A 20897-nucleotide genomic window follows, 5' to 3' on the forward strand; every position below is an offset into this window, starting at 1 on the left:
CCGGAGATCTCACGGCCCGCGGCCGGACGCCCGGCGGGCGAGTCCGCCGGGCCCGGACGCCGGAGGCGGGCGGTCACGGGGCCTCGAAACCGGCCCTGGCCAGGACGTCCTTGCCCTGCTGGGACAGCACCAGGTCGACGAACTGCTTGGCCAGGGCGCCGGCCGGGGCCTTGGCCAGGGCCGCGATCGGGTAGTCGTTGACCGCCTGGGCGGCCTCGGGGAAGTCGATGCCGGTCACCTTGCCGCCGGAGGCGATCACGTCGGTCCGGTAGACCAGCGCGGCGTCCACCTCGCCCAATTGCACCTTGGTGAGGGTGGCCTTGACGTCCTGTTCCAGGGTCACCGGCGTGACCTTGAGGCCGGCCGCGCCGAGCGCCTTGACCGCGGCGGCCCCGCACGGCACCTGCTCGGCGCAGAGCGCCACCTTCACCGCGGGGTCGGCCAGGTCCTTCAGCTCGTCGACCTTGGCCGGGTTGGCGGCGGGCACCGCGATCTGCAGCCTGTTGCGGACGAACGTGGCCGGGGCGCCCGCGAGGGAGGCGTCGGTGACCGTCTTCATGGTGGCCGGGCTGGCGGCGGCGAACACGTCGGCCGGGGCGCCCTGGACGATCTGCTGGGCCAGCGTGGCGCTGGAGCCGAAGTTGAACCTGACCGTCGTTCCCGGATGGGCGCTCTCGAAGCTCTTGCCGAGCTCGGTGAACGTGCCGGTCAGCGAGGCCGCCGCGAACACCGTCACCTGCCCGGCGGCCCCGCCGGCCGACGCGGCGGGAGCGGACGAGGCGGACGTGGCCGGCGTGCCCGAGCCGCAGCCTGCCAGGCCGGCCAGCGCGAACGCGACGGGCAGGGCGATCGTCGAAAGACGCCTGAACACCAAGGGGGGCTCCTCACACCTGACTGGCCACGCGCTCGTGACCGGGGACCTCCACGACGACGTTGGTGGACTTGATCACGGCGACCGCCACCACCCCCACCTGCAGGCCCAGCTCGTCGGCCGCCTGCCGGCTCATCAGCGACACCACGCGGAACGGCCCGGCGGCGATCTCCACCTGGGCCATCACCGCGTCGCGGATCACCTCGGTCACGATGCCGCGGAAACGGTTGCGCGCCGAGGAGCGGCCGCCCTCGCCGTCGGACTCGATCTGCGCACGGGCGAAGGCCGCCAGGTCGGCGCCGTCGACCCGCCGGTGGCCGTGCTCGTCGCGCTCGGCCGCCAGCCGGCCCGCGTCGACCCACCGCCGGACGGTGTCGGAGCTGACCCCGAGCAGCGCCGCGGCCTCGCTGATCCGGAACGTCGTCACAAGCCCACACCCTACCTTCCGCATATGCGACCCTGAAGCCCGGACAGGCTATGCAACAGCGACACGATCACCGGGCATGTCGTCGCATTCACGAGAGCAGGCCCGGCGACCGCGTCTGGTCACTGCCGCCGGACCATCTTCCCGTCCGCGGTCAGCGCGGCGTGACGCTCGCCGGCGACCTGTGGACGACGGCCGCCACGGCGAGCGCCACGACCACCAGCAGGGCGCTGACCCACAGCGCCGACCGGTAGCCCAGCCCGGCGGCGATGGCCGCGCCGCCGATCGCCGGGCCCGCGGTGGCGCCCACGTTGAGCGCCGCCGTGGCGAAGGAGCCGCCGAGCGAGGGTGCCGCGGCGGCGGCGTACAGGACGCGGGCGATCAGGGTCGAGCCGACCGCGAAGGACAGCGCGCCCTGGACGAAGACCAGCACGAACGCCGCGGCCGGCACGTCCGCCGCGACCGCGAACAGCGCCCATCCGGCCGGCAGCGCGAGCCCGCCCGCGACCAGGACCAGCGCCGGCCGCGCGTCCGACAGCCGGCCCGCGGCGGTCACCCCGGCGAACGACCCCAGCCCGAACAGCGCGAGCAGCACCGGCACCCACCCGTCGGAGACGCCGCTCACCTCGGTGACCAGCGGCGACAGGTAGGTGAAGGTGCAGAAGGTGGCGGCGTTGACCAGCGCGCCCAGCGCCAGCGCGACCAGCAGGCGCGGCTCGCGCAACGCCCGCAGCTCCTGCCGGGCCCGCGGACGGGCGCTCTCCTGCCCGCCGGCCGGCACCGACCGCACGACGGCGAGCACAGCCGGCAGCGACACCAGCGCCACCGCCCAGAACGCCGACCGCCAGCCGAACGCCTGGCCGAGCACGGCGCCCGCGGGCACCCCGGCGACGCACGCCAGCGTGATCCCGCCGAGCAGGACGGACGTGGCCCGGCCCTTGGCGTCGGGAGCGGCCATGCCGGCCGCCGTCGCCAGGCCGACGGCGAGGAATCCGGCGTTGGCCAGCGCACCGAGAACGCGGGTGACCAGCAGCACGGCGAAGTCGGTGGTGAGCGCGCCCGCCACGTGCACGAGCACGAAGGCGAGGAGGAAGACGAGCAACGCCTGCCGGCGGGGCCAGCGAAGGCTGAGCAGCGCCATGAGCGGCGCCCCGACGACCATGCCCGCGGCGAACGCGGACGTCAGCGCGCCCGCGGCCGGGACGGACACGCCCAGGTCGGCGGCGATGGCCGGAACCAGCCCGGACAGCATGAACTCCGACGTTCCCTGGGCGAACACGGCCAGCCCGAGAACGTAGATGGCGAAAGGCACGAGCGGTACTCCAAAAACAGCACGAAGGAACGCGGCGCGCCGGCGGCACAGCGAGGCGCGGGCGCTACCGCGAGGAGGAAAGGCCCGGGTTCGACGCCACGACGGTGGCGGAACAGCCGGGAGGAACCGGTCCGTACGAAGGTGATCGGATGCCGCAAGGACGCGCGGTCTTAGGGACGGCGCGGCCGCAGGACATCACGAGAAGCCACCGACGATCGGTGGCTAGCGTCTTGACGCCTCGGGACCGGACACGCGCCACACCTTAGCCGCAGATCATGCAAGCCGTCCACCGGGTTCCCGCGCGGCCGGTCACGCGGTCTCGGCGCTGAGTGCCTGGGCCACCGGCCGGCGGGCCGCCAGCCGGGCGGGCAGGGCGACGAACGCCGCGGTCGTCAGGAGGGTGGCCAGCGCGGCGCCGGCCAGCCACGACAAGGGGGCCTGCACCGAGTTCCCGGCCGCGAAGAGCGAGAGCAGGCCGAGGCCGAGGGGGACGCCGACGACGGCGCCGGACAGGCTGGGCAGCAGCTGGGCGCTGGACAGGCCCGCGGCGACCTGCCCGGGGGTGGCGCCGAGCGTGCGGGCGACGGCCATGGTGGCGCGCGCCTCCATGGCGGTGGTCCAGGTGAGCGTGACGGTGTTCACGACGGCGAGGACGACCAGCAGGACGGTGACGGCGAGCATCAGCCGGCGGTCGTGCTCGCCGCGCAGATTGGGCAGCACGGAGGAGCCGTCCAGGCCGTAGCCCCGCTCCGGCTGGACGTGGAGGGTCAGCAGGGCGACCATCGCGATCACCGTGGTGGCGGTGGAGCAGGCCTGGAGCACCGCCCGGCCGGGCCGGCGGGCGGTCAGGCGCAGCCCGAGCAGGAGCGGCGTGGGCAGCAGCGCCGACAGGGCGGTGATCCAGGGCCGGTGACGGGGCGGGCGCGCGGTCGCCGACAGCGCGGTGACGGTGGCCGTGCGCATGGCGCGCAGCGTGGGACGCAGCGTGGACAGCACCGCGACCACCACGGCGAGGACGGTCGCGGTGACCACGACGGAGCCGCCGAGCTCGGCCGCGTCACCGATTCGGCTGGCCGTGGGGGCGGCCAGGGCGGGCGCGGTCAGGCGGGCGATCGCCAGCCCCAGGGCGTCGCCGGCCAGCGCGAGAGCCAGGTACTCGGTGAGCAGGACGGTGGCGATCAGCCCGGGGGTGGCGCCGACGGCCTTGAGCAGCCCGGCCCGGCGCGTCTGAGCGGCGGCGCGCCCGGCCGCCAGGGCCGCGACCCCGGGGACGGCCAGGAAGCTGAGCAGCCAGCTCCCGACCACCAGGATCGGCTGGCTGTCCTTGAGGATGACGGTGTCCTGCTCGGCCGTGAACTGCCAGGAGTGGAAGTTGACCGGCAGCTCCGGGTCGCGGTGCGCGTCGCGGAACGCCTCGGTGGCGGCGGGGTCGCGCAGCTTGAGGTCGATGGCCGTGGTGACCGGCAGGCGCCGGGCGGCGGCCAGCGTGCGGGCGTCCGCGCTGGTCAGCCAGGCCAGGCCGGCGTAGTCGCTGGGGCCGCCGCCCGGCCCGATCTGCGCCGCCCAGGGGTAGACGGGGGTGGCCGCGGTGACGGCGATCCCGACGACGGGGTACGGCCGGCCGGCGATGGTGACGCGGTCGCCGACCCCGACGTCCAGGGCGGTGGCGAAGCCGCGTTCGAGGACGGTTCCGCCGGGCCGTACCCACCGGCCCGAGGTCACCAGCGGCCGGTTGACCGGGCCCGGCCGCTCGGCGAAGCCGTGCACCACCACCTGGGACGACGTCGAGCCGCGCGCGGTGAGGTCGGCGTAGACGATGCGGTAGGGGCCGTGGTGGGCGACCACGTCGGGGGCGTCGGCCAGCGAGGCCAGGGCGGAGGTCGCCGCGCGGCCCGAGCCGCCGGACAGCGCCACCACGTCCGGCCCGGCGGTGGCCGCGCGGGTCTGTGCGTACAGGGACCGGCCGGCGTCGCCCAGGGACAGGCCCAGCGCCATCGTCGCGGTGGCCACGGTCACCGCGAGCAGCAACATCGCGGCCTGGACGCGGTGCCGCCGCACGTCGGCCAGGACCAGCCGGGTGACGAGCACGACGGCGCCCATGACGTTCAGTCCTCCAGCCCGATCAGGCCGCCCAGCCCCCGCGGGCGGGCGGCGGCCAGGTGGGTGTCGTCGACGAACATGCCGTCGCGCATCGAGACCAGCCGGTCGGCGGTGGCCGCCACCCGCTCGTCGTGCGTGACGATCACGAGGGTCTGCCCGGCGGAACGCAGCTCGCCGAAGATCCTCAGCACGTCGAGGGTGGCGGCGCTGTCGAGATTGCCGGTGGGCTCGTCGGCCAGCACCACCAGCGGCTCGTTGACCAGCGCGCGGGCGACGGCGACGCGCTGGCGCTGGCCGCCGGACAGTTGCGAGGGCAGGTGCCGGGCGCGGGCGGCGAGGCCGACCCGGTCCAGCAGCGCGTCCGCGCGCCGCCTGGCCTGGCGGCGCGAGCGGCCGGCCAGCAGCGCGGGCAGCTCGACGTTCTCGGCCGCCGACAACTCCTCCACCAGGTGGAACGCCTGGAAGACGAAACCTATTGACCGGCGTCGCAGGCGGGCCAGGGCTCGCTCGCTCAGCGTGTCGACGCGCCGGCCGGCCAGCCACACCTCTCCGCCGGTGGGCCGCTCCAGGCCGCCCAGCAGGTGCAGCAGGGTGGACTTCCCGCTGCCGCTCGGGCCGGTCACCGCCAGCGTCTGCCCCTGGGGAACCTCCAGGTCGACCTCGTCCACCGCGCGGACCCGGCTCTGCCCGTGGCCGTGCGTCTTCAGCAGGCCGCGGGCCCCTAACACGATCATGCGCCCTCGTCTTCGTCTTCGGCCCGGGACCAGGTGCGTTCGCAGGCGTCCAGCCAGCGCAGGTCGGCCCGCAACCGGAGCACGACCCCCTCCAGCAGCAGGCCGGCGGGTGATCCGGGCGGTTCGTCCAGCGCCGCCTGCTGGACCTCGCGCAGGCGGCGCAGCAGCTCGCGGCGCTGCGCCGCCACCAGCTCGACCGGGTCGGCCAGCCGGGCCGCGGCGGCGGCGGCGAGTTTGAGGTGGAACTCGGCCAGGTCCGGTTTCGGCCAGCCGACCTCGGCGAGCCAGGCGGCCACCCGGCGCTGGCCGTCGGGGGTCAGCGCGTAGACCTTGCGGTCGGGCCGCTCGGGGAGGCCGTCGGCCCGTTCGCAGGCGACCAGCCCGGCCTTCTCCAGCCTGGCCAGGGTCACGTAGATCTGGCCGGGGTTCATCGACCCGCCCAGCGGGCCGAGGTGGTGCCGCAGGCGGGCGCGCAGGTCGTAGCCGTGCGACGGCTCCTTGGCGAGCATCGCCAGCACCGCGTCCTGCACGGCCCCACCCCCTAACGGTTAGCCAATAGATAGCGGTTAGCCGTAGGGGGTGTCAAAACCTGCTCGGACGGTCGCGGCCTGATCATCCACCGGCCCAGGCCGTACATCGCCAGGCCGAGCAGGACGAACCCGGCGGCGACCGGGTGACGCAGCCCGGCAGGCAGGTGGCCGGGAACCAGGAGCGGCGCAGCAGGTCGGTCCCGCTGTCGAGGCCGCCCCGGCTACCGCACCCAGCCCCCGGAGGCGATGATCGCCAAGGCCGCCCGGGGGATCGTCGCCGCGCTCACCCGACCAGCCCGAACCGGGTGGTGATGGCCCGCAGCCCCTCGACCACGTCGGCGGCCGAGGGCGCGGCCTGCGGGTCGTTGAGCCACTGGGCCATCACCCCCAGCAGCAGCGCGAGCTGCACCGAGCCGACGGCGCGCACCTCGCCGTCGCCGATCTCCTCCTCCGGCACCCCGGTGAGCTGGGCGGCCATGCCGCGCCGCCCCTCGCGCTGACCGGCCACGAGCTGTTCGCGCAGCTCCGGCGAGTGCTCCGCCTGGACCAGCGCCTCCAGGTTGGCCAGCCACAGCGTGCGGTGCTCGTTGACCGAGCCGACCAGTTGCTCCCACAGCGCCTCGAAGCTCTCGGCGGGCGACCTGCCGGGGTCGTGGAGGGCGGCCAGCGCCGCGCCGACCTGCTCTCCCCATTCGCCCATGGCCTCGACCAGGGCCGCGTTGAGCAGCGCCTCGCGCGAGCCGAAGTGGTAGCCGATGGCGGCCATGCTCACGCCCGACGCCGTGGCGATGTCGCGGACGGTGGTGCGCCCCCAGCCCTTCTCCTCCAGGCAGCGCCGCGCCCCGGCCAGCAGGTCTTCGCGATTTCCCATGGCCGGAAGCCTAGCACGTACGCATCAGACAATCGTCTTGCGCATTTGCCCAAATCTGCGTACGGTGGGGAGCGTTCACCGACGAAAGAGGACATCCCGATGCGAATCCTGATCTCCGGCGGCAGCGTCGCCGGCCCCGCCCTCGCCTACTGGCTGAACCGTCACGGCCACCAGGTCACCCTCGTCGAGCGCGCCCCGGCCCCGCGCGGCGGCGGCGCGGCCATCGACTTCCGCGGCTCGGCCCTGGGCGTGCTGGAACGCATGGGCCTGCTGGCCGAGATGCGCCGGCACGCGACCACGATGACCTCCATGACGCTGGTCGACGAGGCCGGCGACGCGCTGGCCGTGCTGCCCGCCACCGCGATCTCCGGCGAGCTGGAGGTGCTCAAGTCCGACGTCACGAAGGTGCTGTACGAGGCCACCCGCGACACCGTCGAGTACCTGTTCGACGACACCGTCACCGCCCTCGACCAGGACGCGGCGGAGGTGCGGGTGCGGTTCGAGAAGGCCGCGCCGCGCGCGTTCGACCTGGTGGTCGGCGCCGACGGGATGCACTCCAAGGTGCGCGCGCTCGCCTTCGGCCCCGAGTCGCGCTACGTGCGCGGCCTCGGCATCTACGGCGCGCTGTTCACCACCGGCAACATCCTGGACCTGCGGGACGCGGGCCTGATGCACAACACCCCCGGCCGCAGCGCCATGGCCTTCACCGCCCACGGCAACACCGAACTGCGGGTCGGCCTGTCGTTCGCCGCCGACGACCTGGTCTACGACCGGCGCGACCGCGCCCAGCAGGAACGCCTGGTGGCCGAGCACTACGCGGGAGCGGGCTGGCAGGTGCCCCGGCTGCTGGCGGCCATGCGGGAGGCCGAGGAGTTCTTCTTCGACTCCTCCGGCCAGGTCGTGATGGACACCTGGACCAACGGCCGGGTCACGCTGCTGGGCGACGCGGCCTACTGCGCGGCGCCGACCTCCGGCCGCGGCACCTCGCAAGCCCTGATCGGCGCGTACGTGCTGGCCGGGGAGCTGGCCGAGGGGCCCGACCAGGCCACGGGCCTGGCCGCCTACGAGCACCGGATGCGCGACTACGTCGAGCGCAACCAGCGGCACGGCCGGGCCGCGGCCCGCTGGTTCTTCGGCACGCCGGACGAGCCCATGCCGGACGAGGCCGACGACGCGGTCCCGCTCAAGGAGTACGCGCTCTGAGGTCGTGGCCGAAGACCCACGGCGGCTCGGAGCCGCCGACCCGGGAGATCGGCGGCGGGTTCGTCCGCGATTCAGCCGGTCTTGCGGATGGCCAGGCCGTGGTCGCCGCCGGCGGCGATGAACGTGAGCCCCGGCCCCCACGCGTTCGGCCTCGGCGGCATCGGCACCGGGACGCCGGTGCCCGTCTGGCCGGAGTTGTACTGTCCCCAGCCGTACGCCTCGCCGCCGCCGGTCAGGGCCAGGCCGAAGGCGCACCCGGCGGCGACGTCCTTGACGTCCGACAGGCCCGGGACGAGCTGCGGCTGCTTGACGAGCGCGCCGGTGAAGGCCACCTGGGCCTCGGTGTTGTCGCCCCAGCCCCACACGTTGCCCGACCCGTCCACCAGGTAGCTGTGCCGGCAGCCCGCGGCCACCGCGCGCACCTGGCCGTACCTGCCGACGACGTGCACCGGGCTGTAGGACGCGGTGACGGAGGTGGTGCCGTTGCCGAGCTGGCCGGAGTTGTTGGCGCCCCAGGCCAGCAACGTGCCGTCGGAGCGGACGGCCAGCGAGTGGGAGAACCCGGCGGCGATGTCGTAGACCGGCCCGCTCTCGCCGCCCAGGCCGGGCAGCACGGTGGGGCTCGCCTTCGCCGCGTTCGTGCCGTCGCCGAGCTGGCCGCGCGAGTTGTCCCCCCAGACCAGCACGCTGAAGTCGTTCCGCAGCGCCATGCTGTGGAACCAGCCGGCCTCGATGTGGGTGATGCCGCGCAGCTCGCCGACCGGCTGCGGGGTGGCGTACGAGCCGCCGAACGCGCCCAGCCCGAGCTGCCCGTCGTTGTTGACGCCCCACGCCCAGACGTGGCCGTCGCCGGTGCGCGCCAGGCTGAACCCCCAGCCCGCCGCGACCTCCACGACCCCGGTCAGGCCCTGGACCTTGACCGGGACGTTGCTGTCGGTGTGACCGCCGTCGCCGAGCTGGCCGTTGTTGTTCTGCCCCCAGGCCCAGACCGAGCCGTCGGCCGCGATGGCCAGGGAGTGGGTGAGGCTGCCGGCGACCTCGGTGAAGCCCTGCTCCTCGGCGCGTACCTTGACGGGGAGCTGCTGGTCGGCGTACCCGCCGTCGCCGAGCTGCCCGAAACCGCCCTTGCCCCAGGCGATGGCGTGCGTGGCGGGCGGCGCCGCCTGTGCTGTCGCCTGGGCCGGGACGGCTGCCGTGAGCGCGGCGGCCGCCACGGCCGCCACGGCCGCCACCAGGACGGCCCGCGATCGTCTGCCGAGCCTCCTCGGGATGGAGAGCTGCATCTGACCTCCTCATGGTCCGGGCGCCGTCGGACGACGACGCCTCAGACCATGGGCGTTCCGCGGCGTTCCATCCCGTTCCATCCGCAGGCCGCCCGTGCCGCCGTACGGGCGCACCCGGCCGGCAGCCGCGCCCGCCGGGAGCGGGGAAGGCGGGACGGAGACGGTCAGTTCACCCGGGTGACCCGGTTCAGGGCCGGGGCGGGCAGCGGGCTCCTGGCCCGGATGTAGGACTCGAACGCCTCGATGTCGCGGACCTTCTCCACCCGCTCGGTGCCCTCGGTCAGCACCGAGAAGCCGTCGCCGCCGGTCGCGATGAAGGAGTTGGCGGTCAGGCGGTACTTCGCGGCGGGGTCGACGACGACGCCGTTGAGCTTGATGCTCGCCGGGTCGATCCGGTCGCAGGCGGGCCTGGCGTTGTCGTAGGTGTAGGTGAGCCCCTGGGAGACGCCGAGCACGCGCGCGGTGCCCTGGCCGCACCACTGCTGCTCCAGCAGCCGTTCGAGCTGGGCGCCGGTGAGCGTCATGGTGACGAGCATGTTGCCGAACGGCTGGACGCGCAGCGCCTTGCCGTGCGTCACCAGGTTCGACATCTCGTTGCCGGTGGGGTTGACGATCAGGTCGCCGCCGATGCCGCCGCCGTAGGGCGGCTGGACGGCGATCTGGGCGCCGCCGTTCTCGGCGGCGGAGGTGGCGAACAGGCGGGCGTCGGCCAGGGCGTGGCCGACGGTGGACTCGCCGGCGGCGTTGCGCTGGGCGGTCAGGTCGCGGGCGAGCAGGCCGACCGGCCGGTCGAGCAGCTTCTGCGCCTGCTCGTCGGTCCGGCGGCGCAGGGCGGCGATGCGGGCGTCGGGCTTGATGTCGTGGGTGACGGTGATGTTCTCGGCCTTGGCGGAGGTCGGGTTGCCGGTCGCCCGGTCGACGGTCAGCACGACCTTGGTGAGCTCGCGCGTGTGGGCGGAGGTCTGCGTGACCGGGATGCCGTTGACCAGGCAGTTGTACGGGTTGTGCGTGTGCCCGGAGATCACGGCGTCGACCTCGGGGTCGAACCGCTGCACGATGTCCTTGATGGGCCCGGCCAGGTTGTTGCACTCGTTGGGCAGGCCGCCGCCGGTCTGCCCGCCGCCCTGGTGGATCAGGACGACGATCGTGCGCACGCCCTTGGCCTTGAGCTCGGCGGTGTAGGTGTTGACCGCCTCGGCCTCGTCGCGCCCCTCCAGCGGCTTGGTGGGGCCGGGGGCCTCGTTGAGCGCGTTCTTGTAGTCGACGCCGATGATGCCGACCTTGACGCCCTTGACCTCCTTGACGATGTAGGGCGTCAGCGCGGGCCTGCCGGTGGTGGTGTCGACGATGTTGGCGCCCAGGTAGGGGAACGCGGCGCCCTTGAAGCCGGGAAGCGCGCATCCGTCGATCGGGTGGCAGCCGCCGTTCTCCATCCGGCGGAACTCGGCGATGCCCTCGTCGAACTCGTGGTTGCCGACGCTGGAGGCGTCCAGGCGCATCATGTTCAGCGCCTGGACGCCCGGCTCGTCGTGCAGGGCGGTGGCGTTCATGGTGCTGGAGGAGTAGTTGTCGCCGGCCGAGAGCCGCAGTGTGCCGTCGGGGTTGTCGCGCTGGAGCCGGTCCATGTGGGCGGCCAGGTACTCGGCCCCGCCGGCCTCGACCGGCCCGGACGGCGTCATGGCGAAGCTGGTCGGGAAGCCGGAGTGGAAGTCGTTGAAGGCCAGTAACTGGATGTCCACGGCGTCGGCGCGGGCGGGCAGCAGGCTGGTGCTGCCGAGCACCAGCGCCATGAGGAGGTTGCGCATGGCCACGAAAGTGACATAGTCCCATCGAGTCACACAAGAGGGAAATTTTCTAACATTGGACGTCGAATGTGAACTATTGACATACCTTGCGGGAAGCGGGAGGGTTCCTCCCATGTCACCGATCCTGGCCAGAATCCGAGGGATCGAGCCCACCCTCACGGCCACCCACCGGCGCATCGCCGAGACGATCCTCGCCGAGCCCGCCACCGTGGCCGCCTCGACCATCGGGGAGCTGGCGGAGCGGTGCGGCACCTCGCTCACCACCGTCACCCGCTTCTGTCGGCAGCTCGGCCTGGCCGGCTACCCCGAGCTCAGGCTGGCGCTCGCCGCCGAACTGGGCCGCAACGACGCCGCCCCGCGCGAGCAGGGCCTGATCGCCTTCTCCCCGGACGACCCCGCGAGCCTGGTGCTGCGCAGCCTGCTGGCCAGCGACCTGCGCGCCATGGAGGAGACGGCGGCCCAGCTCGACCTCCAGGCCGTGGACCGGGCCGCCGAGGCCCTGGTACGGGCCCGGTTCATCGACTTCTTCGCGGTCGCCGGCAGCGCGGGCGTGGCCATGGACCTGCACCTGCGCCTGCACGCCATCGGCCGCCCCGGCGCGTTGTGGACCGACGTGCACAGCGCCGTCTGCAGCGCCAACGCGCGCAACCGCGACGACGTGGCGCTCGGCATCTCCCACTCGGGCACCACGGCCGAAGTGGTCGAGCCGCTGGCCATCGCCAAGCGACGCGGCGCCACCACCGTCGCGGTCACCAACTTCCCCCGCAGCCCGCTGGCCGAGGTGGCCGACATCGTGCTGACCACCGCCGCGCAGGACACCCCCTTCCGCGCCGGCGGCGTGGCCGCCCGCCACACCCAGATGCTCGTCCTGGACTGCCTCTACATCGGCGTCGTCCAGCGCACCCACGAGACCAGCGACCAGTTGCTCACCGCGGCCACCGACGCGGTCAGCAAGCACCGCCTGCCCCCACGCTAGGAGTCCCCATGCGCCTTGCCGCCGCCGCTGTCGCCTTGGCGATGGCGGTCACCGCCTGTGCCCCCTCCGCCACGACGAGTGCCGATTCCGGCAAGATCACCCTCTCGGTCTGGGGCTGGGGCCCCGAGGCGAACTACGACAAGATGTTCGCCGAGTACGAGAAGCTCCACCCCGGCATCGACGTCGACGCCCGCTCGTTCACCACGGCCACCGAGTACGACACCATCCTGTCCACCGGCCTGGCCGGCGACAGCGGCCCCGACCTGGCCTGGCTGCGCGCCGGCGCCAACCTCCAGCCGCTGGTCGAGGCCGGCCGGCTGCTCCCGCTCGACACCAAGGACGTGCCCGGCCTGGCCGCCTACGACGAGAAGGTCCTGCGCTACGCCAAGGGCGACAAGGACGGCAAGGTCTACGGCGTGCCGTTCGCCGTCCAGACCCTCCAGGTGATCTACAACAAGAAGATCTTCGCCGACAACGGCCTCACCCCGCCGAAGACGTACGCCGACATGGTCTCCGCGGCCGAGAAGCTCAAGGCCAAGGGCATCGTGCCGTTCGCCTTCGGCGGCAAGGACGACTGGATGCTGCCGATCGTGGCCGGCATCTTCGGCACCGCCCACTGGGGCGGCGACGCGTTCATCGCCGACGTCAAGGCCAAGCGCAAGAAGTTCGCCGACCCCCGCTTCGTCGAGGGCATCGACCAGCTCAACAAGCTCAAGCCGTACTTCCCCGACGACGTGGCCGGCGTCTCCTACACCGACGCGCAGATCCTGTTCTCCTCCGGCAAGGCGGCCATGTTCCCCGGCGGCCTGTGGGAGCTGAACTTCTTCGGCGAGCACGCCAAGGACGTCGAACTGGGCGTCTTCACCCCGCCCGCGCCCGAGGGGGAGGGCGTCATGCCCGGCTTCACCGACGGCTCGTACGGCGTCAACGTCAAGACCAGGCACAAGGCCGAGGCGCTGAAGTTCGCCGCCTGGCTGGCCTCCAAGGACTACGGCCAGCTCTATACCGACACCTTGCGCATCTTCTCCGCCGTGCCCGGCGTCACCCCCAAGGACCCGCTGCTCAACGAGGTCTCCGCCACCTTCGCCCAGCACGGCGGCACCTACTTCATGAACGAGTTCGCCTACGGCAACCCGACCTCGGCCACCGTGTTCTCCAAGGCGTTGCAGGAGATGATGCTGGGCCGCATCAGCGCCGAGGAGGCCGCCGAGCAGCTCGACAAGAGCGTGGCCACATGGCTCTAGCCGCCCGGCGGGGATCGTCGTACGTGTTCCTGGTCCCCGCCTTCCTCCTGTACTCGGCGTTCGTGGTCTATCCGCTGTTCACCGGGCTGACCTACAGCTTCTTCTCCTGGAAGGGCACCCTGCGCGACCAGCCGGCCGGGCTGGACAACTACGCGCACCTGCTGTCCGGCGCTTTCCTGGACCAGCTGCTGCCGGCGCTCGGGCACAACTTCCTGCTGTTCGCCGGCACCATGCTGGTGCAGAACACGCTGGGCCTGGCCTTCGCGCTGGCGCTGTTCCGCGTACGGCGTGGCAAGCGGGCCCTGCAGACCATGTTCGCGCTGCCGTACCTGGTCAACCCGCTGGTCATCGGCTACCTGTGGACCCTGCTGCTCAGCCCGGCCTTCGGCCCGGTCAACGCGCTGCTCAAGCCGATGGGCCTGGCGATGCCGTGGCTGGGCGACCCCGGCACCGCGCTGCCGACCGTCATCCTGATCACCAGCTGGCAGTGGGTGGGCTTCCCGATGCTGTTGTTCAGCGCCGCGCTCGGCGGCATCCCCCAGGAGTACGCCGAGGCCGCCAGGACCGACGGCGCCGGCTCCTGGCAGGTGTTCTGGCGCGTCACGCTGCCGCTGCTCAAGCCGGCCATGGCCACCGTGACCATCCTCAGCTTCATCGGCAGCATGGGCACCTTCGCCCTGGTCTACGCCCTGGGCGGCTCCAACGGCGCCCCCGCGGGCGCGACCGACGTGCTCGGCCTGCTGTTCTACCGGACCGCCTTCGCCTCGGGCGACGTCAACGCGCTGGGCACGTCCTCGGCGCTGGCGGTCTTCATGTTCACCTTCATCTTCGGCTCGACGCTGCTGCTGGAACGGGTCCTGAGGAGGAAGCCGTGAAGGCCGCGGCGATCCGGGTCCTGCTGTGGGGCTACGCCGTCTTCTCCATGTCGCCGCTGCTGGTCATGCTGCTCAGCTCGCTCCGGCCGACCAGCGAGATCTTCGACCAGCCGCTCGGCTGGCCCAGCGGGCTCGGCAACTACGCCAGGGCCTGGACCGACGCCTCCTTCTCCACGTACGTGGTGAACTCGGCGATCGTCGTGGTCTGCTCGGTGCTGCTGGGCGCGGTGGTGTCGTTGCTGGCGGCGTACCCGCTGGGGCGCCGGGAGTTCCGGGGGCGCGGGCTGTTCGCCGCCTACTTCGTCTCGGGCATGACGCTGCCCGCCCACCTGGGTGTGCTGCCGCTGTTCTACCTGCTGGAGAGCATGGGCCTGGTGGACTCGCTGGCCGGGCTGGTGCTGGTCTACGCGGCCGGGTCGGTGCCGTTCAACGTGTTCGTGCTGACCGCGTTCTTCCGCCAGCTCCCGCACGAGCTCGACGAGGCCGCCGCCCTGGACGGCGCGGGCCCCTTCGCCACCTTCTGGCACGTGCTGCTGCCGCTGGTACGGCCCGCGCTGGCGACCGTGGTGGTCTTCCAGTTCGTGCCGATCTGGAATGACTTCTTCTACCCCCTGGTCCTGATGCGGGACGAGAGCAAGCTGACCCTGCCGGTCGGCCTCACCCACTTCTTCGGCCAGTTCCAGAACGACTGGGGCACGCTCTTCGCCGGCCTGGTGATGACGACGATCCCCCTGGTCGTGCTCTTCATCCTGGCCACGCGCCAGATCGTCGCCGGGCTCACCGCCGGCATGAACCGTTGAGGACAGTTTGATGGATCTTGTGATGGCCTTCGCCGACGAGACGCGCTCGCGGCTGGACCGGCTGATGGCCGAGCAGCTGCCCGCCATCAGGCGCGCGGGCTCGCTGGTCGCGGCGACCGTGCGCGCCGGAGGCGTCCTGCACGCCTACGGCACGGGACATTCGGAGGCGGTGGCGCTGGAGGTGGCGGGGCGCGCGGGCGGGCTCATCCCGACCAACCGGCTCACCCTGCGCGACCCGGTGGTGCTGGGCTCGGCTGATCCCGGCACGTTCGACCCGCTGGCCGAGCGTGACCCGCGCACCGCCCACCAGGTGCTGGCGCTGCACACGGTGGAGGACTCCGACGCGTTCGTGATCGCCTCCAACTCCGGCGGCAACGGCTCGACCGTGGAGATGGCCCGGCTGGTCAAGGAGCGCGGCCTGCCGCTCGTCGCGATCACCTCGCTGGCCCACTCGACCGCCATCACCTCGCGGCATCCGTCGGGGGAGCGGCTGTTCGAGCTGGCCGACATCGTGATCGACAACCTGGCCCCCTACGGGGACGCCGTCCTGACGACCGGGCACGGCCCGGTCTGCGGCATCTCCTCGATCACCTCGGCGCTGATCGTGCAGCTCATGGTGGCCGAGGCGATCGGCGAGCTGCAGGCGGACGGCACGGTCCCGCCGGTCTACCTGTCGGCCAACATCCCCGGCTCCGACGCGCACAACGACGCCCTGGTGGCCCGCTACGCCGGCCGCATCAGGACGGGCGCGCTGTGAGCCTGACGATCGCCGCCTTCTGGCCGCCCCCGCCCCACGAGACGACGGCCGCCCGCTACCGCGAGATCGCCGAGGCCGGGATCGACCTGGTCATCACCGGCAACTACCTGAACGACCGGGTCATCCTGCGGCACGCCCTGGCCCGCGCCGAGGAGGCCGGGCTCGGCGTGCTGGTCGCCTCCGACCCGCGGGTGGAGGTGCTCATGCGCGACCTGGACGTGGACCCGGCGCCGCTGATCGCCCAGGTCGTCGAGGACTACCGCCCGTTCCGCTCCTTCCGCGGCCTCAGCCTCATGGACGAGCCGACGGCCGAGCAGTTCCCGCGGCTGGCGGCCGGGGTCGCCGCCGCGCGGGCGGCCGGCGCGTTCGCCTACGCCAACCTGCTGCCGAGCCACGCCACCGGCCCCTACGACGCGTACGTGGGGGAGTTCGCCCGGGTCGTCCGGCCGGACGTGCTGTCCTTCGACCGGTACCCGTTCCTGGCCGGCGGGTTCGACGAGGGCTACCTCGCCGACCTGGCCACCGTGCGCGAGCACGCCCGCAGGGCCGGGCTGCCGGCCTGGATGTACGTCCAGACGCTGGCCTACGACGGCCACCGCGAGCCGTCGGCCGCCGAGCTGGCCTGGCAGGTCAACACCGCCCTGGCCTACGGGTACACCGGCATCCAGTACTTCACCTACTGGACGCCCGACCCGGCGCGCGGCGAGGGCTTCCAGCCGGCGCTCATCGGCGGCGACGGCGTGCCGACCGAGCGCTACGGCGTCGTGCGCGACCTCAACACCCGCTGGCTGCGCCCGGTGGCGGCCGAGCTGACCGGCTGGACGTCGGCCGAGCACGCCGGCGACGTCCTGATCGGCCACTACGGCGAGCGGCGGCTGGTCTGCAACGCCCGCTTCGACCGGCCGGCGGAGGTCACGCTCGACGGGATCACGCAGGCGTTCGACCCGGCGACCGGCTCGTACCAGGCGTGCGGCGCCACCGTCATGCTCGCGCCCGGCGCGGCGCGGCTGGTCCGGTGACGCTCTTCGCCGGGGTGGACGCCGGCGGCACCACCACCCGCGCCGCCGTGCACGCGGCGGACGGCACCAGGCTCGGGCACGGCGCCGCCGGCCCCGGCAACCCGGCCGCGCACGGCCCTGAGGCGGCCCGCCTGGCGATCGGGCAGGCCCTGCGCCGCGCGCTCGACGGCGTGGACCCCTCGCTGGTGGCCGCCTCGGTGGCCGGCGTCGCGGGCGGCGACGACGCCTTCGCCGCGACGCTGGGCCGGACGTGGGCCGAGTGCGGCATCGCCGCGCCGCCGCGCATGGTCGGCGACGTGGAGGTCGCCTACGCGGCCGGGACCGCCGCGCCGTCCGGCACGCTGCTGCTGGCCGGGACGGGCGCCGCGGCGGCCCGCTTCTCCGGCCGGACCGTGACCGCGGTGGCCGACGGGCTCGGCTGGCTGCTCGGCGACGAGGGCGGCGGGTTCTGGATCGGCCGGGCGGGGGTGCGGGCGACCGTCCGCGCCCTGGACCGCCCCGGCGAGGCCGTGGACGACGGCCGTCCCGAGGGAGGCATGGGCCGCGCTCCGGGTGCCGGGCTGCCGTACGGGCCGCTGGTGGATCTGGTGAGCGCGCACTTCGGGGTGACGGGCGAGCCGCGGCGGCGGGCGGACCGCATCGTCCGGCTGGCCCAGGCCGACCGGATGCTCGTGGCCGCCGCCGCGCCGCTGGTGTCGCGGGCGGCCGAAGCCGGGGACGAGCGCGCGGCGGGCATCGTCGCCGAGGCCGCCCGGCGGCTGACCGCGACGGCGGCCCGGCTGTCCGGCGACGGGCCGCTGGTGCTGGCGGGCGGCGTGCTGACAGCGGACGGCCCGGTGCGCGCCGCCGTGCTGGCCCGGCTGGCCGGGCGGCGGGTGACGACCGCCCGCGACGCGACGGCCGGGGCGTGCTGGCTGGCCGCCCTCGACCGGCTGGGCGACCGGGCCGCCCACGAACGCTTCACCGCCCTCGCGCCGCCCGGCTAGTACGGTGCCCGGGGCAGCGGGTACCGCCCTGCGCCGCCCCGCTTGTACGGTGACCAGGGCAGCGGGTATCGCGCCCGTGCCGCGGAAAGGACGGTTCGCCCCTCATGCAGGTCCCGCAGATGGATCGTGCTCTGCTGAGCCGGCTGCTGCCGGGCGTCGCGGCGGAGGAGCTCACCGTTCGCCAAGGGCAGTTCCACCAGGTGGTGATCGGCCCGGATCGGGTCGTGTGCCTGCCGCGCACCGAGGCCGCGGCCGCCCGGCTGCCGCAGCGGGCCGCTGCCCTGCGCCTGCTCGCCGGGTTCGACCTCGGCTTCCGCACGCCCCGGCCGTTGCCGCAGGCCGGCGATCCCGGCACGGACGAGCCGCGGTTCCTGGTCCTCAGCCGCGTTCCCGGAGCCCCGCTGGAGGCCGGAGAACTCGAAGACCCGCAGGTGGCCGAGGCCGCGGCGGCGCAGTACGTCACGCTGCTGCGCGAGCTGGCCAGGATCGGGGCCGAGGACGACGTGCGGGCGGCGCTGCCGGCGCCACGGGATCGATGGCGGCGGTTCACGGCGGGCGTGCGCGCCGAGCTGTTCGGGCTCATGTCCGAGCGCGGGCGCCGGCGAGCCGAGCGGGAGCTCGCGGCGCTCGACGGCCTTCCCCACGTCACCGACGCCGTGGTGCACGGCGACCTCGGCGCGGAGAACGTCCTGTGGGAGCACGACGACGGGCTGCCGGTGCTCAGCGGGGTGATCGACTGGGACGAGGTGACGATCGGCGATCCCGCCGAGGACCTCGCGGCCGTCGAGGCCGGCTACGGCAGGCCCTTCCTGGATCGGGTGCTCGCGCTGGGAGGCCGGCCGGACGGCGCGATGGCCACCCGCATCGCCGTGATCCGCGCGTCCTTCGCCCTGCAGCAGGCTCTGTCCGCGCATCGGGACGGCGACGAGGAACAACTCGCGGACGGCCTGACCGGCTACCGCTGACCTCCTCCGGGAGAACGGGGCTCAGGCGGACGGCTCCTCGGCCGGGAACAGGATCGGGCTGATCAGGTGGCGGGTGCGCTCGGGCGTGGGCGGGTTGGCGATCCTGGGCAGGAGCGCGGCACGCAGGTCGGCGATCAGCGCGGCGCGTTCGTCGGGGCTCAGCCAGATGGCGTGCTGCCGGTAGCCGACCAGGTCGGCGGCCGGATCGGCCTGGTCGCGGTCGAGGTAGGCGCCGAACTCGGCCAGCAGCGCCGCCATGGCCACGGCGAACGCGCGGCGGTGGTCGTCGCGCGAGGCCGAGGCGGCGGTGTCGGCGTCGATGGCCGCCCGCGCCGGGCGTAGCCGGTAGCGGCGCTCGACGGCCCCGCGTACGCGCTGCTCGCCCTCCACGTCGAGCAGGCCGCCCTCGGCCAGCAGGCCGACGTGCCGGTAGACGGTGGCCTTGGAGACGTCGGGCAGCAGGTCGCACAGGTCGGAGGTGGTGAGCGTGCGGCCGCCCGCCATGGCGTGCACGATGCGCAGCCGTACGGGGTGCAGAAGCAGGTCCACCGTGTCCATGGACGTACGATCTCACACCTGCTACCTTTCTCAAATCTGAGAAAGGACGGATCATGACCGACCACGCCCTGGACGCACCTCCGCTGGGCCGCCTGCACGACGTCGCCGGCCGCCGGATCATGCTGCACCGCTCGGGCGCCGGCGGCCCGCCCGTGGTGTTCCTGCCCGGCGCCGGGGCCGTCGGCCTGGACTACCTCAACGTGCACGACCGCGCCGCCGAGCTGACGACCAGCGTGCTCTACGACCGCGCGGGCACCGGCTGGAGCGAGCCGGCCGAGCTGCCCCGCACCGCGGCCGAGGTGACCGACGAGCTGCGCGCGGCGCTGCGGGCGGCGGAGGTGCGCGGCCCGTACGTGCTGGCGGGGCACTCCCTGGGCGGCGCGTACGCCCGCCACTACGCCCGCCGCTTCCCCGGCGACGTCGCGGCGCTGCTGCTGCTCGACCCCTTCCACGAGGACATGGCCGCCCGCGCGCCCCGGCAGGCGCGCGAGATGCTCGACCGGATGCGCGAGCAGGCGCTCCCGGAGGCGACCCCGGAGCAGCTCGACGCCGCCCGCCCGGCCGTCGAGCGGCTGCTGGCCGCCTGGCCGGACGGCGTGCGCGAGGCGCTGGTCGACCACCACCTCACCGCCTGGCGCACCGGCTGGCTGGAGGGCCGCAACCTCTACGACGAGGTCTCCGCGGAGTTCAGGGCCGCGCCGCCGGCCCCCGACGTGCCGGTGATCGTGCTGTCGGCCATGGGGGCGGACGCCACCCAGTCCCAGCTGTGGCCGGAGGATGTGCTGCGGGAGATCAACGCCGGCAAGCTCGCCCTGCACGCCGAGCTGGCCGCCTCCTTCCCGCGCGGCGAGCACCGGGTGCTGGACGACGCCGGGCACGGCTGGCTGCACGAGGAGCGGCGCGACGCCGTGCTCCAGGCGCTGGCCGACCTGCTTCGGGCCCTGTGAGATCCAGGGCCCCGGCTCAGGGGCGCAGCGCCTTGAGCGCCAGGTCGACCAGCGCGTCGGCGTACTGCGGGGTGAGCGGGCCGGTGCGCAGCAGCCAGCGCTGGTAGAGGGGGGCGTAGAGCAGTTCGAGCGCGAGGTCGAGATCGGCGTCGGGGGCGAGCTGGCCGGCCTGCTGGGCGCTGCGCAGGCGGGCTTTCTTGGCCTCGTCGACCGGGCCGGCCAGCTTCTCGCGGTATTGGGCGGCCAGCTCGGGGTCGGCGACGATCTCCAGGTTGAGCGCCCGGATCGGCGCCTCGAACGCGGGGTCGGCGAACTCCGCCACGGTGGCCCGCATGACGGTCTTCAGGTCGGCCTCGATGTCGCCCGTGTCGGGCAGCGTCACGCCCTGGTCGTGGCCGCCTTCGCTCAGCGCGAGGAAGGAGTCGAAGACCACGGCCCCCTTGGACCGCCACCACCGGTAGATCGTCTGCTTGCCGACGCCGGCCCGCGCGGCGATCGCCTCGACGGAGACCTTGGCGTAACCCACCTCGGACACCAGTTCCCTGGCGGCCTGGAGGATCGCCTGCCGGGAGCGTTCGCTGCGGCGCGCGGGATCGGGCTGCTTCACGCCGGCCATCATAGCGCATCAACGAGACGA

At 73.7% G+C, this 20897-nt stretch carries 21 protein-coding genes; 10 read left to right on the forward strand and 11 right to left on the reverse strand.

Annotation, left to right across the window (positions count from 1 at the left end):
• Nucleotides 1-73 precede the first annotated feature (73 nt).
• The 7 genes from modA to AB0J76_RS22105 form a co-directional block, all read right to left on the reverse strand.
• Entirely contained in the window at nt 74-874 is an 801-nt protein-coding gene (gene modA / locus AB0J76_RS22075; RefSeq protein ID WP_352327749.1) for a molybdate ABC transporter substrate-binding protein, read from the reverse strand.
• Nucleotides 875-884: 10 nt separating this feature from the next.
• On the reverse strand, nt 885-1298 hold the full coding sequence (locus AB0J76_RS22080) for a helix-turn-helix transcriptional regulator (protein ID WP_352327748.1): 414 nt from the start codon (nt 1296-1298) through the stop codon (nt 885-887).
• 151 nt (nt 1299-1449) lie between these two features.
• The gene (locus AB0J76_RS22085) at nt 1450-2607 is read right to left on the reverse strand and encodes a Cmx/CmrA family chloramphenicol efflux MFS transporter (protein ID WP_352327747.1); all 1158 of its coding nucleotides are present in this window, start codon (nt 2605-2607) and stop codon (nt 1450-1452) included.
• A gap of 309 nt (nt 2608-2916) precedes the next feature.
• Complete coding sequence (locus tag AB0J76_RS22090) at nt 2917-4707, reverse strand: ABC transporter permease (RefSeq protein WP_352327746.1); 1791 nt, start codon at nt 4705-4707, stop codon at nt 2917-2919.
• A 5-nt stretch (nt 4708-4712) separates the two neighbouring features.
• Nucleotides 4713-5441 (reverse strand): ABC transporter ATP-binding protein, encoded by a 729-nt coding sequence (locus AB0J76_RS22095; RefSeq protein WP_352327745.1) that lies wholly within the window; start codon nt 5439-5441, stop codon nt 4713-4715.
• On the reverse strand, nt 5438-5971 hold the full coding sequence (locus AB0J76_RS22100; protein WP_352327744.1) for a PadR family transcriptional regulator: 534 nt from the start codon (nt 5969-5971) through the stop codon (nt 5438-5440). Before AB0J76_RS22100 ends, AB0J76_RS22095 begins: the two co-directional genes overlap by 4 nt.
• A 283-nt stretch (nt 5972-6254) precedes the next feature.
• A complete protein-coding gene (locus AB0J76_RS22105) occupies nt 6255-6842 on the reverse strand; it encodes a TetR/AcrR family transcriptional regulator (RefSeq protein WP_352327743.1) in 588 nt (195 codons plus the stop codon).
• A 99-nt stretch (nt 6843-6941) separates the two neighbouring features.
• On the opposite strand from AB0J76_RS22105, the gene AB0J76_RS22110 reads away from it, so the two are divergent.
• Nucleotides 6942-8045, forward strand: coding sequence for an FAD-dependent monooxygenase (locus AB0J76_RS22110; protein WP_352327742.1), 1104 nt, complete (start codon nt 6942-6944; stop codon nt 8043-8045).
• Between the two features lie 71 nt (nt 8046-8116).
• On the opposite strand, the gene AB0J76_RS22115 is transcribed toward AB0J76_RS22110, so the two are convergent.
• Both AB0J76_RS22115 and AB0J76_RS22120 read right to left on the reverse strand, forming a co-directional pair.
• A complete protein-coding gene (locus AB0J76_RS22115; RefSeq protein ID WP_352327741.1) occupies nt 8117-9328 on the reverse strand; it encodes a hypothetical protein in 1212 nt (403 codons plus the stop codon).
• A gap of 164 nt (nt 9329-9492) precedes the next feature.
• Nucleotides 9493-11133, reverse strand: coding sequence for a bifunctional metallophosphatase/5'-nucleotidase (locus AB0J76_RS22120; protein WP_364390286.1), 1641 nt, complete (start codon nt 11131-11133; stop codon nt 9493-9495).
• Nucleotides 11134-11245: 112 nt separating this feature from the next.
• Here AB0J76_RS22120 and AB0J76_RS22125 point away from each other — a divergent pair, with 112 nt between their 5' ends.
• From AB0J76_RS22125 to AB0J76_RS22160, 8 genes are all read left to right on the forward strand, one after another.
• On the forward strand, nt 11246-12109 hold the full coding sequence (locus AB0J76_RS22125) for a MurR/RpiR family transcriptional regulator (RefSeq protein WP_364390288.1): 864 nt from the start codon (nt 11246-11248) through the stop codon (nt 12107-12109).
• An 8-nt stretch (nt 12110-12117) separates the two neighbouring features.
• Nucleotides 12118-13353: an extracellular solute-binding protein gene (locus AB0J76_RS22130; RefSeq protein WP_352325785.1), complete on the forward strand. Its 1236-nt coding sequence runs from the start codon at nt 12118-12120 to the stop codon at nt 13351-13353.
• On the forward strand, nt 13344-14228 hold the full coding sequence (locus tag AB0J76_RS22135; RefSeq protein ID WP_352325784.1) for a sugar ABC transporter permease: 885 nt from the start codon (nt 13344-13346) through the stop codon (nt 14226-14228). Before AB0J76_RS22130 ends, AB0J76_RS22135 begins: the two co-directional genes overlap by 10 nt.
• Nucleotides 14225-15028, forward strand: a complete 804-nt coding sequence (locus tag AB0J76_RS22140) for a carbohydrate ABC transporter permease (RefSeq protein WP_352325783.1) — start codon at nt 14225-14227, stop codon at nt 15026-15028. The genes AB0J76_RS22135 and AB0J76_RS22140 overlap by 4 nt, the downstream gene beginning before the upstream one ends.
• Nucleotides 15029-15038: 10 nt before the next feature.
• Nucleotides 15039-15785 (forward strand): SIS domain-containing protein, encoded by a 747-nt coding sequence (locus AB0J76_RS22145; protein WP_352325782.1) that lies wholly within the window; start codon nt 15039-15041, stop codon nt 15783-15785.
• Nucleotides 15782-16804 carry a hypothetical protein gene (locus AB0J76_RS22150; protein ID WP_352325781.1) on the forward strand — a complete coding sequence of 341 codons (1023 nt, stop codon included), beginning with the start codon at nt 15782-15784 and terminating at the stop codon, nt 16802-16804. The genes AB0J76_RS22145 and AB0J76_RS22150 overlap by 4 nt, the downstream gene beginning before the upstream one ends.
• Nucleotides 16801-17790 carry a BadF/BadG/BcrA/BcrD ATPase family protein gene (locus AB0J76_RS22155; RefSeq protein ID WP_352325780.1) on the forward strand — a complete coding sequence of 330 codons (990 nt, stop codon included), beginning with the start codon at nt 16801-16803 and terminating at the stop codon, nt 17788-17790. Before AB0J76_RS22150 ends, AB0J76_RS22155 begins: the two co-directional genes overlap by 4 nt.
• Nucleotides 17791-17894: 104 nt before the next feature.
• Nucleotides 17895-18755: an aminoglycoside phosphotransferase family protein gene (locus AB0J76_RS22160; RefSeq protein WP_352325779.1), complete on the forward strand. Its 861-nt coding sequence runs from the start codon at nt 17895-17897 to the stop codon at nt 18753-18755.
• Between the two features lie 21 nt (nt 18756-18776).
• Here the strand turns inward: AB0J76_RS22160 and AB0J76_RS22165 are convergent, their stop codons facing one another.
• Entirely contained in the window at nt 18777-19313 is a 537-nt protein-coding gene (locus AB0J76_RS22165) for a helix-turn-helix domain-containing protein (RefSeq protein WP_352325777.1), read from the reverse strand.
• A 53-nt stretch (nt 19314-19366) separates the two neighbouring features.
• Here AB0J76_RS22165 and AB0J76_RS22170 point away from each other — a divergent pair, with 53 nt between their 5' ends.
• A complete protein-coding gene (locus AB0J76_RS22170) occupies nt 19367-20260 on the forward strand; it encodes an alpha/beta hydrolase (RefSeq protein WP_352325776.1) in 894 nt (297 codons plus the stop codon).
• A 16-nt stretch (nt 20261-20276) separates the two neighbouring features.
• Here AB0J76_RS22170 and AB0J76_RS22175 read toward each other — a convergent pair whose 3' ends face one another.
• The gene (locus AB0J76_RS22175; RefSeq protein WP_364390569.1) at nt 20277-20876 is read right to left on the reverse strand and encodes a TetR/AcrR family transcriptional regulator; all 600 of its coding nucleotides are present in this window, start codon (nt 20874-20876) and stop codon (nt 20277-20279) included.
• Nucleotides 20877-20897: the final 21 nt, after the last annotated feature.

This window comes from Nonomuraea sp. NPDC049624, from assembly GCF_040675255.1.
Taxonomy (GTDB): Bacteria; Actinomycetota; Actinomycetes; order Streptosporangiales; family Streptosporangiaceae; genus Nonomuraea.

Coding starts and splice junctions, on each gene's coding strand:
- AB0J76_RS22175 (WP_364390569.1), bottom strand. CDS start 20,876: ATGGCCGGCGTGAAGCAGCCCGATCCCGCGCGCCGCAGCGAACGCTCC.
- AB0J76_RS22145 (WP_352325782.1), top strand. CDS start 15,039: ATGGATCTTGTGATGGCCTTCGCCGACGAGACGCGCTCGCGGCTGGAC.
- AB0J76_RS22130 (WP_352325785.1), top strand. CDS start 12,118: ATGCGCCTTGCCGCCGCCGCTGTCGCCTTGGCGATGGCGGTCACCGCC.
- AB0J76_RS22120 (WP_364390286.1), bottom strand. CDS start 11,133: ATGCGCAACCTCCTCATGGCGCTGGTGCTCGGCAGCACCAGCCTGCTG.
- AB0J76_RS22110 (WP_352327742.1), top strand. CDS start 6,942: ATGCGAATCCTGATCTCCGGCGGCAGCGTCGCCGGCCCCGCCCTCGCC.
- AB0J76_RS22125 (WP_364390288.1), top strand. CDS start 11,246: ATGTCACCGATCCTGGCCAGAATCCGAGGGATCGAGCCCACCCTCACG.
- AB0J76_RS22160 (WP_352325779.1), top strand. CDS start 17,895: ATGCAGGTCCCGCAGATGGATCGTGCTCTGCTGAGCCGGCTGCTGCCG.
- AB0J76_RS22095 (WP_352327745.1), bottom strand. CDS start 5,441: ATGATCGTGTTAGGGGCCCGCGGCCTGCTGAAGACGCACGGCCACGGG.
- AB0J76_RS22170 (WP_352325776.1), top strand. CDS start 19,367: ATGACCGACCACGCCCTGGACGCACCTCCGCTGGGCCGCCTGCACGAC.
- AB0J76_RS22135 (WP_352325784.1), top strand. CDS start 13,344: ATGGCTCTAGCCGCCCGGCGGGGATCGTCGTACGTGTTCCTGGTCCCC.
- AB0J76_RS22165 (WP_352325777.1), bottom strand. CDS start 19,313: ATGGACACGGTGGACCTGCTTCTGCACCCCGTACGGCTGCGCATCGTG.
- AB0J76_RS22105 (WP_352327743.1), bottom strand. CDS start 6,842: ATGGGAAATCGCGAAGACCTGCTGGCCGGGGCGCGGCGCTGCCTGGAG.
- AB0J76_RS22090 (WP_352327746.1), bottom strand. CDS start 4,707: ATGGGCGCCGTCGTGCTCGTCACCCGGCTGGTCCTGGCCGACGTGCGG.
- AB0J76_RS22115 (WP_352327741.1), bottom strand. CDS start 9,328: ATGCAGCTCTCCATCCCGAGGAGGCTCGGCAGACGATCGCGGGCCGTC.